Origin of the sequence: Paraburkholderia metrosideri, from assembly GCF_904848625.1 — a bacterium.
In the GTDB taxonomy this organism is placed as follows: Bacteria; Pseudomonadota; Gammaproteobacteria; order Burkholderiales; family Burkholderiaceae; genus Paraburkholderia; species Paraburkholderia metrosideri.
In genome coordinates, this window is sequence record NZ_CAJHCP010000002.1 from 79,999 (window position 1) to 96,183 (window position 16,185).

The 16,185-nt window shown below is 62.9% G+C and carries 15 protein-coding genes; 6 read left to right on the forward strand and 9 right to left on the reverse strand.

Going from position 1 to position 16,185, the window contains the following annotated elements; translation table 11 throughout:
• Positions 1-167 precede the first annotated feature (167 nt).
• Together LMG28727_RS03360 and LMG28727_RS03365 are read left to right on the forward strand one after the other, a co-directional pair.
• Positions 168-359, forward strand: coding sequence for a DUF1653 domain-containing protein (locus LMG28727_RS03360; RefSeq protein ID WP_201640901.1), 192 nt, complete (start codon positions 168-170; stop codon positions 357-359).
• A 130-nt stretch (positions 360-489) separates the two neighbouring features.
• A complete protein-coding gene (locus tag LMG28727_RS03365; protein WP_201640902.1) occupies positions 490-684 on the forward strand; it encodes a YqaE/Pmp3 family membrane protein in 195 nt (64 codons plus the stop codon).
• A 76-nt stretch (positions 685-760) separates the two neighbouring features.
• Here the strand turns inward: LMG28727_RS03365 and LMG28727_RS03370 are convergent, their stop codons facing one another.
• On the reverse strand, positions 761-1,072 hold the full coding sequence (locus LMG28727_RS03370) for a 2Fe-2S iron-sulfur cluster-binding protein (protein WP_201640903.1): 312 nt from the start codon (positions 1,070-1,072) through the stop codon (positions 761-763).
• Between the two features lie 123 nt (positions 1,073-1,195).
• Positions 1,196-3,187 carry a sigma-54-dependent Fis family transcriptional regulator gene (locus LMG28727_RS03375; protein WP_201640904.1) on the reverse strand — a complete coding sequence of 664 codons (1,992 nt, stop codon included), beginning with the start codon at positions 3,185-3,187 and terminating at the stop codon, positions 1,196-1,198.
• A 401-nt stretch (positions 3,188-3,588) separates the two neighbouring features.
• Between LMG28727_RS03375 and LMG28727_RS03380 the strand changes: the two genes are divergently transcribed.
• A complete protein-coding gene (locus tag LMG28727_RS03380; protein ID WP_201640905.1) occupies positions 3,589-3,879 on the forward strand; it encodes a DUF1488 family protein in 291 nt (96 codons plus the stop codon).
• Between the two features lie 269 nt (positions 3,880-4,148).
• Here LMG28727_RS03380 and LMG28727_RS03385 read toward each other — a convergent pair whose 3' ends face one another.
• From LMG28727_RS03385 to LMG28727_RS03415, 7 genes are all read right to left on the reverse strand, one after another.
• On the reverse strand, positions 4,149-4,688 hold the full coding sequence (locus LMG28727_RS03385; protein WP_201640906.1) for a cytochrome b: 540 nt from the start codon (positions 4,686-4,688) through the stop codon (positions 4,149-4,151).
• A gap of 124 nt (positions 4,689-4,812) precedes the next feature.
• Positions 4,813-6,114 (reverse strand): NCS2 family permease, encoded by a 1,302-nt coding sequence (locus LMG28727_RS03390; protein WP_201640907.1) that lies wholly within the window; start codon positions 6,112-6,114, stop codon positions 4,813-4,815.
• Positions 6,115-6,344: 230 nt separating this feature from the next.
• Positions 6,345-6,842: a YaiI/YqxD family protein gene (locus tag LMG28727_RS03395; RefSeq protein WP_201640908.1), complete on the reverse strand. Its 498-nt coding sequence runs from the start codon at positions 6,840-6,842 to the stop codon at positions 6,345-6,347.
• Positions 6,843-7,046: 204 nt separating this feature from the next.
• Positions 7,047-7,307: a DUF4148 domain-containing protein gene (locus tag LMG28727_RS03400; protein WP_201640909.1), complete on the reverse strand. Its 261-nt coding sequence runs from the start codon at positions 7,305-7,307 to the stop codon at positions 7,047-7,049.
• Positions 7,308-7,438: 131 nt separating this feature from the next.
• A complete protein-coding gene (locus LMG28727_RS03405; protein ID WP_201640910.1) occupies positions 7,439-8,209 on the reverse strand; it encodes a slipin family protein in 771 nt (256 codons plus the stop codon).
• Complete coding sequence (locus tag LMG28727_RS03410) at positions 8,206-9,936, reverse strand: NfeD family protein (protein ID WP_201640911.1); 1,731 nt, start codon at positions 9,934-9,936, stop codon at positions 8,206-8,208. Before LMG28727_RS03410 ends, LMG28727_RS03405 begins: the two co-directional genes overlap by 4 nt.
• Positions 9,937-10,021: 85 nt before the next feature.
• On the reverse strand, positions 10,022-11,131 hold the full coding sequence (locus LMG28727_RS03415) for an AraC family transcriptional regulator (RefSeq protein WP_201640912.1): 1,110 nt from the start codon (positions 11,129-11,131) through the stop codon (positions 10,022-10,024).
• 301 nt (positions 11,132-11,432) lie between these two features.
• On the opposite strand from LMG28727_RS03415, the gene LMG28727_RS03420 reads away from it, so the two are divergent.
• The 3 genes from LMG28727_RS03420 (at position 11,433) to LMG28727_RS03430 (ending at position 16,153) form a co-directional block, all read left to right on the forward strand.
• A complete protein-coding gene (locus tag LMG28727_RS03420) occupies positions 11,433-12,566 on the forward strand; it encodes an acyl-CoA dehydrogenase family protein (protein ID WP_201640913.1) in 1,134 nt (377 codons plus the stop codon).
• Positions 12,567-12,858: 292 nt separating this feature from the next.
• Entirely contained in the window at positions 12,859-14,550 is a 1,692-nt protein-coding gene (locus tag LMG28727_RS03425) for an AMP-binding protein (protein WP_201640914.1), read from the forward strand.
• Between the two features lie 55 nt (positions 14,551-14,605).
• Entirely contained in the window at positions 14,606-16,153 is a 1,548-nt protein-coding gene (locus LMG28727_RS03430) for a CoA-acylating methylmalonate-semialdehyde dehydrogenase (RefSeq protein WP_201640915.1), read from the forward strand.
• Positions 16,154-16,185: the final 32 nt, after the last annotated feature.

Consider the following 16,185-nt stretch of genomic DNA (forward strand, 5'->3'; position numbering starts at 1 on the left):
CACTTGCCGCACTTGCCGCACTTGCCGCACTTGCCGCACTTGCCGCACTTGCCGCACTTGCCGCAAACGCCGAAAAACTCCGCCCCGCAAAAACATTCAGACGATCGTCCAGCAGAGCACGACGCTCCGCATACACGACTGTTTTCAATCATTCGACGAGGTGAAACATGGTGCAATACCGGCACTACAAAGGCGGCATTTACGAGCACATCTGCGAGGCCACGCTCGAGTCTGACCCGACGATCACGATGATCGTCTACAAAGCCAGCAATGGTACGATCTGGACGCGTCCCGCCTCGGTATTTTTCGAGCTGGTCGAAAAAGATGGCGTCAAGGTGCCACGCTTCGCACCGATTTAACCCGGCGCGCGCGTTCGCTTCATTCGGGCGCATGCGATGACATCGTGTTCCGTTTGGAATCGTCGTTGCATCTGCTACTAATGAACACGCAAAGAACGCACGCTGCCACGCTTATGAACAGGACATCTGAATGCGTTTATTGCTTGCCATCATTCTGCCGTGGTTTCAGTTTTTCACGATCGGGCGCCCGTTCGCGGGCGTCATCTGCCTGATTTTGCAGATCACGCTGATCGGCTGGATTCCGGCTGCGATCTGGTCCGTCTATGCATTGAGCCAGTACAACACCGACAGGAAAATCGCCCGTGCATTGGGCAACGGGCGCTAACGCTGACCATCGCGCTCACGCTTCTCGCAGTTCGATGGGCGGCGCGCGGTTTGCATGACGACGCCCGCTGCATCATTCATTTCGATGGCGATAAGTCGACGGTGTCCGGTGCTTCTATCACCACGTCGGTTTCGGCTATCGCCACGCACGGCAGGATATATCCGTCTGCTTTTTCTTCGCGGCTGAGACCGGGCCATTCGATCGTGTAGCGCACGCGTCCCGCCGTCATCTTGCAGAGACAGGTTCTGCACGTACCGTTGCGGCATGAGCGCGGCAGACGCAGATTCGCGAATCCGGCAGCTTCGAGAATGGTCAGCGAGTCGGGCGCTTCGAAGCTCTGGCCGAGCGGCTCGATGCGAACGAGAGGCGGGCGGGTAGGGTCGGACATCGTGTGGCGTGAGTGGCTGCGTGCGCGACACTTTACACGGGATCAGCGGTCATTCAGCGATCACATTTCGCAACGTCCGCAGCGTAATGCAATACAAGCCGTCGCCTTCGCACGCCACCGCGTTCAATGCGCGGGGGCGGCACGGCGCAAGTACCGGTACACCGTATTGCGTGCCAGCCCCAACTCGCGTGCCGCCGCCGACACATTGCCGTCGAGCCGCGCAAGCGTCTGCGCGATCAACGTGGTCTGCCAGTCCTCCATCCGGGCCGAGGTGTTTTTCTGGGCAGACGCCACAGGGCGACCAGCGCAGTCTTCATCCTGATTTGAAGACGCAGCCGCCGGCGCCGCAGCGGCATCGACGCCCATACAATCCTGCAAGAAATCGTCCGGCAAATCCTCGACCTCGATCTGTTCCGCCCCTTCGGCCATGATGCTCGCGGTACGCAGCACGTTGGCCAGTTGCCGCAGATTCCCCGGCCAGCGGCACCGTTCAAACCGCTCCAGCACCTCATCCGACACACGCGTCGGCAGGCGTTCGCCGTCGGACTGCATAGCCAGGATGCGCGTGACGAGCGCGGCCAGATCGGTGCGTTCGCGCAATGGCGGCAAGGTCACGACCAGCCCGTTGATCCGGTAATACAGATCTTCGCGGAAGGTGCCCGCTTCGATCATCTCGCGCAAGTTGCGGTGGGTCGCGCAAATAATGCGCAGATCGACGGGAATCGCGCGAGTGCCACCGAGCGGCACGACCGTGCGCTCCTGCAGCACGCGCATCAGACGCACCTGTTGCGCAAGCGGCATGTCGCCGATTTCATCGAGGAACAGCGTGCCGCTGTCGGCCTGCACGATCTTGCCGACGCTGCCGCGCTTTTTCGCCCCGGTGAACGCGCCGTCCTCGTAACCGAATAACTCCGCTTCGATCAGCGTATCGGGCAAGGACGCGCAATTCAGCGCGACAAAGGGCGCGGCCCGTCGCGGGGAATCGTGATGGATCGCGCGCGCGAGCCACTCCTTGCCGGTACCGGTTTTGCCGAGCACCAGCATCGGGATATCGCGGCCACGCAGTTTCGCGACGCGCCGCAGGATCGTGGCGACCTGGGCGTCACCGGTATCGAGCGTGTCGAGTGTGGCGGGGGGCGCAGGTGGCGCCTCTGCGGATCGCGTGCTCGGACGCGTGCTGGCGGGGCCGGTCTGGCGCGGCGCGAAGCCCGCCAGATCCTCCGCTGGCGCGACATAACGCGGTGCCGCATATTCGCCGCGCGCCACCACGCGCACACCGCTTTGCAGCGTCAACGTGATGCTTTCGCCGGGCGCGCGCGTGATCTGCTGCAATAAGCGGGCGAACGCGATACCGAACAACGCATCGAACGGTTGCTTTTGTAATTGCTCGAGCGGCTGACCGAATTGAAACAGCGCACTGCGATTCGCCGACAAAAACGTGCCGTCCGGCGCAAACGCCGCGAGCCCTTCGAACAGCGTGCCGATAAATTCCGCACGTGCGTGAAAGTGCACGCGGATCGCATCGGCGAATTGATTGGAGAACAGATGATTTTCGATCATCTGTGCGGACATTCTCACCAGCGCGAGTGTGTGCTTATGAAAACCGCGCGTGTCGCCGCTCACGTCGAGCGCGCCGATGGTGCGCCCGAACGGGTCCGCAATCGGTGCGCACGAGCAGGTGAGAATCCGGTTAGCGTGGAGAAAATGTTCGCCCGCGTGCACGACCGTCGGCTGTCCGTCGACGAGTGTCGTGCCGATCGCGTTGGTGCCGCGATCCGCTTCGGCCCACGACACGCCCGGACACAGCGCGACGCGATTAGCCTTCTCGACGAAATCGCTGTCGCCGAGACTGTGGAGGATCACGCCGTGACTGTCGGTGAGCAGCACCATGCTCTGCGTGTCGACGATCTGCGCGTGCAGCGTTTCCATGACAGGAAGCGCGTGAATGTAAAGCGACTGATTGCGTTCGACCAACTCGCGTAGCGCGACCCGCCGCAACGGATGAAAATCCGGCGTTTCCGACGCGCGCAGGCCGATTTCGAGCGAGCGCGCGTGAGCTTGCGCGATGACTTCAGGCCGACCGATGCTGGCCGGCGAGGCTGGACGATGAGTCAAGGCATGTCTCCGTTGATCGGACGCGCAGCGGGTGCTTGGCCCGTCGTTCGATGCCGCAGCGCAACATGCGCGCTCGCAGCTGAATACCGATATTACAGGACGAATCGCGTTGTGCACGGCAGGGAAAAGACCGAGACCGCGCACCGGCGGCACGGAAAAAATCGGGCACAGCACCAAAATAACGCATGCACAAAGGAAAACTTGCGCCGCGCCCGAACTCGTCTACAGTGAATCAATTCACCTCCGCAGGGCGCGAATCACAGCGTCCTCACGTCGAGGTGATGAGCCCGCGTCGCCAGCACAGGACAAGGAGGCGATAGCTGCAGGCGCGATCAGATGCAACCGGCGTGCGCATTACCACGCGACATCATGCGCAGCACCTAACTTTCAGGTGAACTCCCATGCAGATCCTTTTCCCCAATGAAACTCCTGAATATTCAGGGCGCGAACTCACCTTGGCGTTCCCGGCGATGGTCGATGGGCAGAGGGTGGAATGCATGATCACGGCCGAGGCGCTCGAAGATCATTTCGGTGCGGCATCCCCGAGGCTCGAAGATATGGTCGACGCGTTCGACGCGCACCGTTCGCGGATCGAAGCGGCCACGCGTCGTTTGCTGTCGGAAACGCGCGCGCAATGTCTGGTGCTCAGGAGCGGTTACGTGCGGTTTTACGAGGCGAACTGGCGTAACTGAGTTGATGACTGGGTGCCTGATTTCTATCTGCGCACGCTGCACTCGATCAGGCGCAGGCTGGAACCACGTCGCACCAGGCGTGACAGGGTTCTGAAAACCCGGGCGCGGCGTTAGCTCTCAACACTCTGCTTGAGACCGCCGGCGGTGATGTGTTCCGCTGGCTTTTCGGCGCGCACGGAGACATTTTGTGCGCCGCTTCCCAACCGAAATTTATGTTGAGCGCGCGTCATTGGCAGGCGTCTTCTGCCGCGCGCAGTTCTCGCACCAACTCACATCATCCGCCGCAGCGTCCGATCCTTGAATATCACGTGATGTGCGATCGCCGCCAGCGCGTGCAAACCGATCACCCAATAGAACGCATTGCCGAGCCACTCGTGCGCGTCTCTCAGCAGGGGCCGCGCGATCGAATCCGCGCTCACCAGCGTAAAGCTGATATTGGTCCACGCAAGCGACACAGGTCGTCCGCCCGCGTTGATCATCAGGATACCGAGCAGCGGCTGCACGAAGATGAAGAGGTAAAGCAGCAGATGCGCGGCGCGCGCCAGAAACGTGACCAGCCGATTGTGTTCGAGTTCAGCGGGCGCGCCAGCCCACAGCCGCCATAGCACGCGCAGAACGGATAGTGCCAGCACGAGCGTGCCGGCCCAGAAGTGGATGCCGTTCCAGAAGGTCCGGCTGTCCGAGCCTCGCGGGCCACGGACTTCGATCGCCAGATAGGCGAGCGCGACCAGCAGAAAAATGATCCAGTGAAAGAAAATCGCGGCGGTGGTGTAACGATCCGCGGTGCGGCTGGGGTGGCTGTAGGACATGCGGGGACTCCTATGACCAGGTCGACCGTTCTTCCAGAGTTTCCTGCCAGTCACCGGATGATAAACGGTGCCCGACTGCAATTGGGCATCGCCATCCATCACGACAGACCGCGATTCTTACCGCTTATTCGCTGCCCAGATAGAAATAACGGAACAGGAAAATCGCCGCGATGATCCACACCACCAGCTTGACCTTGCGCGCCTGGCCGGTCAGCAGCTTCAGACCCGCGTACGAGATGAAGCCGAACGCGACACCATTGGCGATCGAATAGGTGAACGGCATCAGCAGGGCGGTGAGTGCGGCCGGCACGACTTCGGTGGCGTCATCCCACGGCAGGTCGAGCATTTCGCGCAGCATCAGGCACGACACGTACAGCAGCGCCGGTGCGGTCGCATAGCCGGGCACCACGCCGGCGAGCGGTGCGAAGAACAGCGCCGCGAGGAACAGCACGGCGACGGTGATCGCCGTGACGCCGGTGCGGCCACCCGCCTGCACACCCGACGCGCTTTCGATATACGCCGTAGTCGACGACGTGCCCAGCATCGAGCCGGCCAGAATCGCGGTGCTATCGGCGAGCAGCGCGCGGTTCAGCCGGTGCATCTTGCCTTCGACCAGCAGCCCCGCGCGATTGGCCACGCCCATCAGCGTGCCGGTCGCATCGAACAGTTCGACGAGGAAGAAAATCAGGATCACGTTCAGCACGCCAGCGGACAGCGCGCCGCGAATGTCGAGCTGGAACAGCGTCGGTGAAATGGACGGCGGCGCGGAAATGATGCCGTGAAACTGATTGCCGCCGAAGAAAAAGCTCAGCACGGTCACGCCGACAATGCCGATCAGGATCGCGCCGCGCACGCGCAGATAGTCGAGCGTGACGATCGTGAAGAAGCCGATGATCGCGAGAATCACGTGCGGGTCATGCAGGTTGCCGAGCGTGACGAGCGTTGCCGGATTGCCGACCACGACGCCCGCCGTTTTCAGCGAAATGATCGCAAGGAACAGCCCGATACCGCCCGTGATTGCGATCCGTATCGAATGCGGAATGCCTTTGACGATCACCTCGCGGACGCGGAACAGCGTAACGATCAGGAACAGGCAGCCCGAGATGAACACCGCGCCGAGCGCGGCCTGCCACGTGAAACCCATGCCTTTCACGACGGTGTACGCGAAGTACGCATTCAGACCCATGCCAGGCGCGAGCGCGATCGGGTAATTCGCATAGAAGCCCATGATCAGCGAGGCCAGCGCGGCCACCAGACAGGTCGCGACGAACACCGAGTCTTTCGGCATGCCCGCGTCGCCGAGAATCGCGGGATTGACGAAGATGATGTAAGCCATCGTCAGGAAGGTCGTCACGCCCGCGAGCACTTCCGTGCGCAGGTTGGTGCCGGCGGCGTCGAAGCCGAAGTAGCGTTTTATCGAGTCCATGAGGCGGGTCTCTCGTTGTTCAGAAAGCGTTTCTTGTGGTTGAGACGGGCAATCCCGCCGCGAAATCTGTAGCGAACCGGCGCCGGGCGAGCCGTCCGCGTTCGGCGCTGGATAACGGCAACGGGGTAACGGCCACCGTCGCACGGTCGCGACCGCAGGGTTACGGCGGGATTGTAATCACGATTGACGGCCCGGCACCGTATCAGGTGGTCGAACTCGCGCGTTTAAGCTTAAGAATCCGGTGGTTCGTCGGGAGAGTGTGGCGTCGGCGCATCAGAGCGGGCGGGCTGCCGCGCCAGCCAGCGGTCCAGTTCGCCCGCGAAGGTTTTGCTGTCGCGCGGGCTGAAAGCGGCGGGGCCGCCCGTATCGACGCCGCTGCCGCGCAACTGGTCGAGCATCGCGCGCATGCGCAGCCGTTCTTCGATCGTGCCGGGCGTGTACCAGTTGCCGCGTGGGTCGAGCGCCTGCGCGTGCTTCGCGAGGACGGCGGCGGCGAGCGGGATGTCGGCGGTAATCACGAGATCGCCTGCATTGACGCGTTCGGCGATCAGATTGTCGGCGGCGTCGAAACCGGCCGGCACCTGGATCGCGCGGATCAGCGGCGACGGCGGCACGCGCAGAAACGCATTGGCAACCAGCGTCAGCGGCATGCCGGTGCGGCGCGCGGCGCGATACAGCATGTCCTTGATTACGACCGGACAGGCGTCGGCATCAACCCAGATTGGCATCGTTTGAAGTCAGGCAGCGGGATAAAGGACGAAGGGGCGAGATGATACCTTGCCAGCGCGGACGCGGTGGGCACAAGGCCATTGTGATGATGTGGACGATGCGGATGCCCGAGCCCGGAACAGGAACAAGGCACGCCGAAGCAGCGCCGCCTGCGACTTTGGCAGTCACAGGCGGCCGACCCGCGGCTCATGGCCATGCGAGCGTTACTGTGTACTCGTCGAGCCGGCCTGCTGCGCGCGCCGTGCCGCGACAATGCGGCCCGCGCGCTGCGCGTTCTGCGGATAGTCGATCCAGTCCAGCGGATCGTAGCCGGCCGCGCGCCAGTCGGCCAGGTCGGCGCGTACCTGTGCACGCGTTTTCGGCGCCGATGGATCGGACGACTGGGTGAGGCTCTGCGCAAACGCGCTGCCCATACTCACGGCGACGAGCAATGCGCCGAATCCAACTCGATAAGCGATTTTCATGATGGGCTCCTGGGGAGCGGTTAAAGATGACCCTTTTATTTTAGTTTTCGGCTACATCGCGAGTAAGGCGATGTAAGGCAATGCAGCATTTCACTGGCTGATCCAAAGGGTGAGGCGACGCCTGCCGTTCATCACGTCGACGGTTTGGTGAAACGATCCAGCACCGCGCTCAGCAGATCGATCGGCAGCGGGAAAACAATCGTCGAGTTCTTATCGGCGGCAATCGTCGTGAGCGTTTGCAGATAGCGCAATTGCATCGCCTGCGGCTGCTTCGCGAGCGTCTGCGCCGCCTCCAGCAGATGCTGCGAGGCCTGCAATTCGCCTTCGGCGTGAATCACCTTGGCACGCCGCTCGCGCTCGGCTTCGGCCTGGCGGGCAATCGCGCGGATCATCGTTTCGTTGATGTCCACGTGTTTGATCTCGACTATCGAGACCTTGATGCCCCACGCATCCGTTTGCGCGTCGAGCACTTTCTGGATATCCGCGTTCAGTTGTTCGCGTTCGGCGAGCAGTTCGTCGAGTTCGTGTTTGCCGAGCACCGCGCGCAACGTGGTCTGCGAAAGCTGGCTGGTTGCCTCGAAGTAGCGCGCGACCTGAATCACCGCTTTCTCCGGATCGACCACGCGGAAATACACCACCGCGTTGACTTTCACCGAGACGTTGTCGCGCGTGATCACGTCCTGCGGCGGCACGTCGAACACGACGGTGCGCAGATCCATGCGCACCGATTGCTGCACGATGGGGATGATCAGCACGAGTCCCGGTCCCTTGACCTTCCAGAAGCGCCCGAGCATGAACACCACACCGCGTTCGTACTCGCGGAAAATCTTGATCGACGAGGCAATCAGCGCGGCCGCCAGCAGAATCAGAATGCTGGTGAAGCCGAATGTGAAACCGATCATGAGGGTTCTCCTTGTTGTGCCTCTCCACGTGACGCGGGCGCGGCAGGCGCGACGGAAGACGCCGGCGCTTGGGGCACGACCGGCACCACGGTCAGCGTGAGCCCGTGCCGTGCGGTCACGCGCACCGGCTGGCCCGCAGCGAGCGGGGCCGCGCTGGACACCCGCCAGCGTTCACCGTGCACGCGTGCCCAGCCGGCTGGGGCGCTGTCGGGCGCGTTGCTGGCAGCGGGGCTGACAGCGTTATTGACCGCCGCGCCGGAGACGTCGCCGGCCGTGGCGGGGTTGAGGCTTTCCGCTTGCACACCGCCGTCGAGCACCACGCCGAGGCTGCCAATCAGCGCCTCCGAACCCGTCACCACCGGCCGGCGCCGGGCGCGCAACGCGAGCCTCGACACACCCAGCACGAACACCACGCTGAATACGACGACGGCGGCGATCATTGGCAGCGGAATGCCGTAGCCGGGCACGTCGGTGTCCATCAGCATCATGGCGCCGATCACGAACGCGACCACGCCGCCGAACCCGAGCGAACCGAAGGTCGGCAGAAACGCCTCGCCGATCAGGAACGCGATGCCAAGAAAGATCAGGCCAAGCCCGACGTAGTTGACCGGCAGCATCTGCATCGCGAAGAGCCCGAGCAGCAGGCTGATTGCGCCGACCACACCGGGCAGCACAAAGCCCGGATTGGCGAATTCGAAGAACAGGCCGTACATGCCGATCATCAGCAGGACCAGCGCAACGTTGGGATCGGTAATCACCGCAAGGAAGCGGCTGCGCCAGTCGGGTTCGACGCTGACGAGCGGCGCGTGGGCGGTGCTGAGGGTGACGTTGCCGCTGACGGTGGCGACTGTGCGGCCGTTCACCTGGCGCAGCAGATCGGGTACGTCGCGCGCGATCAGATCGACCACGTGCTGCGCAAGTGCTTCTTCCGCTGACAGGCTGACGGCTTCGCGGACCGCACGCTCGGCCCACGCGGCGTTGCGCCCGCGCATCTGCGCGAGGCCGCGGATGTAGGCGGCGGCGTCATGAACCTGTTTGCGTAGCTCGGTGGATTGGGTATCGAGGGGAAGGGCGGCGGCAGAGGCCGGGGCCGTCGCGGCCGAGTCGCTCGCGTTCGCACTGGCGCCTGCATGGCCACCCGCGCCCGCGGTGGCTGCGCCGTCTGCATCCGGCAGTCCCGGCTTGCCGCCGGCCGGCAGCCCTGGCATTCCGTTACCGCCGGGCGGCTCCGCTCCGCCCATGCCCATCTGAATCGGCGTTGCCGCACCGAGATTCGTCCCCGGCGCCATCGCCGCGATATGACTGGCGTAGACGATATAGGTCCCGGCACTCGCCGCGCGTGCGCCCCCTGGCGCAATGAATGTGGCCACTGGAACAGGTGAGCCGAGAATCGCCTTGATGATCTGCCGCATCGACGTATCCAGGCCGCCTGGTGTGTCGAGTTGCAGCACCACGAGTTGCGCGCGTTGTTCAGCGGCGCGTTGCAGACTGCGTACGATGAAATCGGCACTCGCCGGACCGATTGCGCCGTTCACCGGAACGATGACGACGCTATTCGGTGCAACCGCCGCGTGCAGCGGCACGGAGGATTCGCACGATGCGAATGCGAACGTCAACAGGATGCCCAGCGCGGTCAAACCGCGCATTAACCGGCTCACGACATCGCCACGGATAAGCGAAATACGCGAACCAGACTGCCGGAACGGGAGACGCGGATACGTACTCATCGCTGACGGCTGCCGCGCAGCATCGACCGTGATCGACGGGCGCGGGCCGATACCCTGGGAAAGCTGCTGGCCTGATCCTTACAGCTTAGTCCGATTCGACGCGACGCGTGAAATCCCGCTGCCGAGTGGGATGCTTCGGTTGCCGGTCTGACTGATCCGCAGGCATCGGCAAGGGTTCGTGCGCAGGCCGGTAGTCCCCTGGCCGCATCCCGGTCCATTTGCGAAACGCGCGATGAAACGCACTCGGCTCCGCAAAGCCGACTGCACTCGCGATGTCGGCAATGGTCCGCCGGGTGCCTTGCAGTTCGCCGATGGCGATGTCGCGCCGCAGGTCGTCCTTGATCGACTGATACGTATAGCCTTCGTGCTTCAGATGCCGCCGCAGCGTGGCCTCGGCGACGTGCAGACGGGCGGCCATCTGATCGGCGGCGGGCCAGGCGGCCATTGGCATGGCGCGCAGCAGCTTGCGCACGCGCGCCGCCAGCGAATCGGCATTGCGATACTTGACGATGAAGCTGCCGGGCGCGTCGCGCAGAAAAACCCTCGCCGAGCGGGTGGTCTGAATCACCGGCAGGTCGAGAAAATCAGGCGCGAGATCGACATACGAGTCGGCCTGATCGAACCTCATGTGATCGCAGAACATCAGCCGGTATTCGTGCGCGGCGGGCGGCGCGGCACAGCGAAAGCGTGCTTCGAGCAACGGAATGCGCCGCCCGACCAGCCAGCACACCAGCCCGTAGACAAGGATGAAGTAAGTCGCATAAGCGAACATGGCTGGCGCCGGCGTGCCTTCGCGCTCGACGAATCTGAGCCGCACGCGTGGCGTGCCTGGCTCGCCCTGCACGTCGACCCGCGCGCCGAGATCGTCCAGCACCAGCCGCATGAACCCCACCGCGCGCGATAGCGCCTGCGCACCATTGCGCGCGCTCAGCGCCATGCGCGTCATGGCGACGAAGCTGCCGCTTTTCATGCGATGCGAATCCTGCCCGAAAAACTCGTCGTCCAGTGCGCGTGCAATGCCGACCCACAACGCGCCGTATTGCGCCGGCGTGACCCGGCTTTTCGGCGACGCCAGCATCGACGCAGCAATGCCGATGGACTCGGCAAGCGGGCGCGCATCGAAGCCGCGTGCCTGGGCGAGCGCCAGGGTCTCTTCGACCAGGCTGACGGAAATCGTGCCCTTATCGTTCTTCATCAATGAGTAGCTTGTCTGGCAAGGCTGATAAAAGTGGCAAAGCTGGCGAAGCTGGCAAAAGCGCTCAGTGTTTTCCCTATTGCGATCTGCCAAGTCCTTGAAATCACGGTTTTTACTCTGTATCCATCGTACCAGTATGGCAAAAGCGCTCAGCCAGAATGATCGGCCTGAGCATCGAAGGTGAGTGATGGCTTGCTTAAACTTGCCCGCAGGAGATCGCGGGTGGGCTGCATCCATGCATCGCGGATCATCGCAAAGCGGCGCGCGAGCCGCGATCCCACGTACAGACAGGACCGAGCCCATGGACAGCTTCTACACCGACGAACAACGGATGATCCGCGACGCCGCTCGCGACTTCGCCACTGAACAGCTCGCCCCCAACGCCGGGCAATGGGACCGCGACGCGCAACTGCCCGCGAGCGTCGTCACGCAGATGGGCGAACTCGGCTTTCTCGGCATGATCGTGCCTGCGGAGTGGGGCGGTTCCTATACCGACTACGTGGCCTACGCGCTCGCCATCGAAGAGATCGCCGCGGGCTGCGCGTCCTGTGCGACGCTGATGAGCGTGCACAACTCGGTCGGCTGCGGACCGATCCTCAACTTCGGCAGCAACGCGCAGAAAGAGCGCTACCTGGAAGACCTGGCCACGGGCCGCCAGCTTGGCGCGTTCTGCCTGACCGAGCCGCAGGCCGGCTCCGAGGCCCACAACCTGCGCACCCACGCGGTGTTGCGGGACGGCATGTGGGTTCTCAACGGCAACAAACAATTCGTGACTAACGGCTCACGCGCGAACCTGGCGATCGTGTTTGCGGTCACCGATCCCGAACTCGGCAAGCGCGGCCTGTCGGCGTTCATCGTGCCGACCGCTACGCCTGGCTTCAATGTCGGCAAACCGGAACACAAGCTCGGCATTCGCGCGTCCGACACCTGCCCGATTTCACTCGACGATTGCGCTGTGCCGCAGGCCAATCTGCTCGGCGAAGCGGGCGACGGCCTGCGGATTGCGTTGTCGAATCTCGAAGGCGGGCGCATCGGCATTGCTGCGCAGGCGGTCGGCATCGCGCGCGCCGCGTTTGATGCCGCGCGTCGCTATGCGGGCGAGCGCGTCCAGTTCGGCAAGCCGCTGAAGGACCATCAGGCCATCGCCACGATGCTCGCCGACATGGCCACGCGTTTGAATGCCGCGCGCCTGCTCGTGCATCACGCGGCGCGGCTGCGCACGGAAGGCTTGCCGTGCCTGTCGGAAGCGTCGCAGGCCAAGCTGTTTGCATCGGAACTGGCGGAGGAGGTCTGTTCGAAAGCGATTCAGATTCACGGCGGTTATGGTTATCTCGAGGACTACGCCGTGGAGCGTCACTATCGCGATGCGCGCATTACGCAGATCTACGAAGGAACCAGCGAAGTGCAGCGGATGGTGATCGCGCGAAATCTTTAAACGCGAATTGGACTGTGTTTTGAGCGCAAAATAGCTTGGTGGGTACGCTTGGGTGTCGTTCACAAGCGGAGCGCGCGGTGCTCGCAACGCTCGGGCGGGGCACGGACAAAGTGCCGGCAGCGCACGAACGGCTCAAGGTGTGGATGAACGGGCGCGCATGGAACCGCGTAAAAACGGCACGACAAACGGCACACAACGCAGCACACAAGCAGGTTCACAAGCAGGATCACAAGCAGGATCAGAAGCGGCATATAAAAGCGGAGTTCATACCGCGCCATCAGGAGACGAGACGATGACTGCAGCGAAAGCCTTCTTCGACGCGCGCGATCTGTTGTTGCGCCATCGAACCGACTACGACCGCGCGTATCGCGAATTCACGTGGCCGGTATTAGGCGAATTCAACTGGGCGCTCGACTACTTCGATGTGATCGCACGCGGTAACGACAACCGCGCGCTGTGGATTGTCGATGATCCCGCGAGTGACGGCCTGCGTCTGTCGTACGCGCAGATGTCGGAGCGCTCGGCGCGGATGGCGAACTTCCTGCGCGACGCGGGCGTCGGCCGCGGCGACCGCCTGCTGCTGATGCTGCCAAACCGCGTCGAACTGTGGGACGTCATGCTCGCCGCCATGAAACTCGGCGCGATCGTGCTACCCGCCACCACCCAGCTTTCCGCCGACGACGTGCGCGACCGCGTGCAGATTGGCGGCGCGAAGTTCGCGGTGATCGATAGCGCGGAGTTGAGCAAATTCGACACGCTCGACGTGCCGCTGACACGCTTTTCCGTGGGCACGCCACGTGAAGGCTGGATCGATCTGGGCGCGGCCTGTCACGCGTCGCCGGAATTCACGCCAGACGGTGTCACGCTCGCCACGGATCCCATGCTGCTGTACTTCACCTCGGGCACCACCTCCAAACCCAAGCTGGTCGAGCACACGCATCAGAGTTATCCGGTCGGGCATCTGTCGACGATGTACTGGATCGGTCTGAAGACCAATGACATCCACTGGAATATCAGTTCGCCGGGTTGGGCCAAGCATGCATGGAGTTGCTTTTACGCGCCGTGGAATGCGCAGGCCTGCGTGTTCGTGTTCAACTTTCCGCGCTTCGTGCCCAAAGACACGCTGAACGTACTGGTCCGTTTCAACGTGACCACGCTGTGCGCGCCGCCCACCGTGTGGCGCATGCTGGTACAGGAGCCGCTTGCCGACTATCCGGTCAGATTGCGTGAAATTGTCGGCGCGGGCGAACCGTTGAATCCGGAGATCATCGAACGCGTGAAACACGCGTGGGGCATCACGATTCGCGATGGCTTCGGTCAGACCGAAACCACCTGTCAGATCGGCAATTCACCCGGGCAAACGGTGGTGGCGGGTTCGATGGGACGTCCGCTGCCAGGCTACCGGATCGAATTGCTCGACGCCGACGATCAACCTGTCAGCGAAGGAGAAATCGCGCTGCCGCTTGCTGAACGCCCGCTAGGTTTGATGACCGGTTACGCGAACAACGCCAATGCCACCGCTCAGGCGATGCGCAACGGTTTCTACCGCACGTCCGATGTCGCGATGCGTCGCGACGACGGCTACTACGTGTACGTCGGCCGCGCCGATGACGTATTCAAATCGTCCGATTACCGGTTGAGTCCGTTCGAACTCGAAAGCGTGCTGATCGAACACGAGGCGATCGGCGAAGCTGCCGTGGTGCCGAGTGCCGACGCGTTGCGTCTGTCGGTGCCCAAGGCGTTCGTCACGGTACGGCAGGGCTACGAAGCAGGCCCCGAACTGGCGCGCGCCGTGTTCGCGTTCTCGCGCGAAAAACTCGCGCCGTACAAGCGGATTCGCCGTCTGCAATTCAGCGATCTGCCGAAAACCATCTCCGGCAAGATTCGCCGCGTCGAATTGCGACGCCGCGAAATGGAACGCGCTGCGGAACCCGCGCGTCTGCCCGACGAATACTGGGAAGAGGATTTCCCCGATCTGCGTTGATTTTTTCTCTGATGATTGTGCCGCCGCCGCGCGGCCACTGCACAGGAGTTTCAGCATGAGCACAATTGCTTCGAACCATGCCGGGCACGATGCCGCCACCGCCCATTCGATTGCCACCGTCAAGCTGCTGATCAACGGTGAGTTCGTCGAATCGAAGAGCGCCGAATGGCGCGACATCGTCAACCCCGCGACCCAGCAGGTGCTGGCGCGCGTGCCGTTCGCCACCGTCGACGAGGTCGACGCAGCGATCCGTAGCGCACACGCGGCATTCAAGACGTGGAAGGACACACCGGTCGGCGCGCGGATGCGCATCATGCTGAAGTACCAGGCGTTGATTCGCGAGCATATGCCGCGCATTGCAAAAACGTTGAGCGCGGAGCAAGGCAAGACGATTCCCGATGCTGAAGGCGATATTTTCCGCGGACTCGAAGTGGTCGAACATGCGTGTTCGATCGGCACGTTGCAGCAGGGCGAATTTGCGGAGAACGTGGCGGGTGGCGTGGACACCTACACGCTGCGTCAGCCGCTCGGCGTGTGCGCCGGCATCACGCCATTCAATTTCCCCGCCATGATCCCGTTGTGGATGTTCCCCATGGCGATTGTGTGCGGCAATACATTCGTGCTGAAGCCGTCGGAACAGGACCCTCTGTCGACGATGCAACTGGTCGAACTCGCGCTCGAAGCCGGGGTGCCGAAGGGCGTGCTGAACGTCGTGCACGGCGGCAAGGAAGTGGTCGATGCGCTGTGCTCGCACGAACTGGTGAAGGCGATTTCGTTTGTTGGCTCGACAGCGGTCGGCACGCATGTGTATCGCCTCGGCAGCGAACACGGCAAGCGCGTGCAGTCGATGATGGGCGCGAAGAATCACGCGGTCGTGCTGCCCGACGCGAATCGTGAGCAAACCTTGAACGCGCTCGCGGGCGCAGGGTTCGGCGCGGCAGGGCAGCGTTGCATGGCGACGTCGGCGGTGGTGCTGGTGGGCGCGGCGCAGAACTGGCTACCCGATCTCGTCGCGAAGGCAAAGACACTAAAGGTCAATGCAGGCAGCGAACCGAATACGGATATCGGTCCGGTCGTTTCGCGCACGGCGAAGCAACGCATTCTCGGGCTGATCGAAACGGGCGTCACTGAAGGCGCGACGCTTGCGCTCGACGGCCGTGACGTCAAGGTATCAGGCTACGAAGAAGGCAATTTCATCGGCCCGACCGTGTTCACCGACGTGACGACGGAGATGCAGATCTACCGCACCGAAATTTTCGGGCCGGTGCTCGTCGTACTGAACGTCGCCACGCTCGACGATGCCATCGCACTCGTCAATCGCAATCCATTCGGCAATGGCGTGGGTCTGTTCACACAGAGCGGGGCGGCGGCGCGTAAATTCCAGAGCGAAATCGATATCGGTCAGGTGGGTATCAACATTCCGATTCCTGTGCCGGTGCCGTTTTTCAGCTTCACCGGCTCGCGCGGATCGAAGCTCGGGGATCTCGGCCCGTATGGCAAACAGGTCGTTCAGTTCTATACGCAGACCAAGACCGTCACCGCCCGCTGGTTCGACGACGATACCGTCAACGACGGCGTCAACACGACGATCAGCCTGCGTTGAGCAGGTCCGCCAGCCAGCCAGTAACGGAGACG

Coding starts and splice junctions, on each gene's coding strand:
- LMG28727_RS03360 (WP_201640901.1), top strand. CDS start 168: ATGGTGCAATACCGGCACTACAAAGGCGGCATTTACGAGCACATCTGC.
- LMG28727_RS03365 (WP_201640902.1), top strand. CDS start 490: ATGCGTTTATTGCTTGCCATCATTCTGCCGTGGTTTCAGTTTTTCACG.
- LMG28727_RS03370 (WP_201640903.1), bottom strand. CDS start 1,072: ATGTCCGACCCTACCCGCCCGCCTCTCGTTCGCATCGAGCCGCTCGGC.
- LMG28727_RS03380 (WP_201640905.1), top strand. CDS start 3,589: ATGCAGATCCTTTTCCCCAATGAAACTCCTGAATATTCAGGGCGCGAA.
- LMG28727_RS03385 (WP_201640906.1), bottom strand. CDS start 4,688: ATGTCCTACAGCCACCCCAGCCGCACCGCGGATCGTTACACCACCGCC.
- LMG28727_RS03390 (WP_201640907.1), bottom strand. CDS start 6,114: ATGGACTCGATAAAACGCTACTTCGGCTTCGACGCCGCCGGCACCAAC.
- LMG28727_RS03395 (WP_201640908.1), bottom strand. CDS start 6,842: ATGCCAATCTGGGTTGATGCCGACGCCTGTCCGGTCGTAATCAAGGAC.
- LMG28727_RS03400 (WP_201640909.1), bottom strand. CDS start 7,307: ATGAAAATCGCTTATCGAGTTGGATTCGGCGCATTGCTCGTCGCCGTG.
- LMG28727_RS03405 (WP_201640910.1), bottom strand. CDS start 8,209: ATGATCGGTTTCACATTCGGCTTCACCAGCATTCTGATTCTGCTGGCG.
- LMG28727_RS03410 (WP_201640911.1), bottom strand. CDS start 9,936: ATGAGTACGTATCCGCGTCTCCCGTTCCGGCAGTCTGGTTCGCGTATT.
- LMG28727_RS03415 (WP_201640912.1), bottom strand. CDS start 11,131: ATGAAGAACGATAAGGGCACGATTTCCGTCAGCCTGGTCGAAGAGACC.
- LMG28727_RS03420 (WP_201640913.1), top strand. CDS start 11,433: ATGGACAGCTTCTACACCGACGAACAACGGATGATCCGCGACGCCGCT.
- LMG28727_RS03425 (WP_201640914.1), top strand. CDS start 12,859: ATGACTGCAGCGAAAGCCTTCTTCGACGCGCGCGATCTGTTGTTGCGC.
- LMG28727_RS03430 (WP_201640915.1), top strand. CDS start 14,606: ATGAGCACAATTGCTTCGAACCATGCCGGGCACGATGCCGCCACCGCC.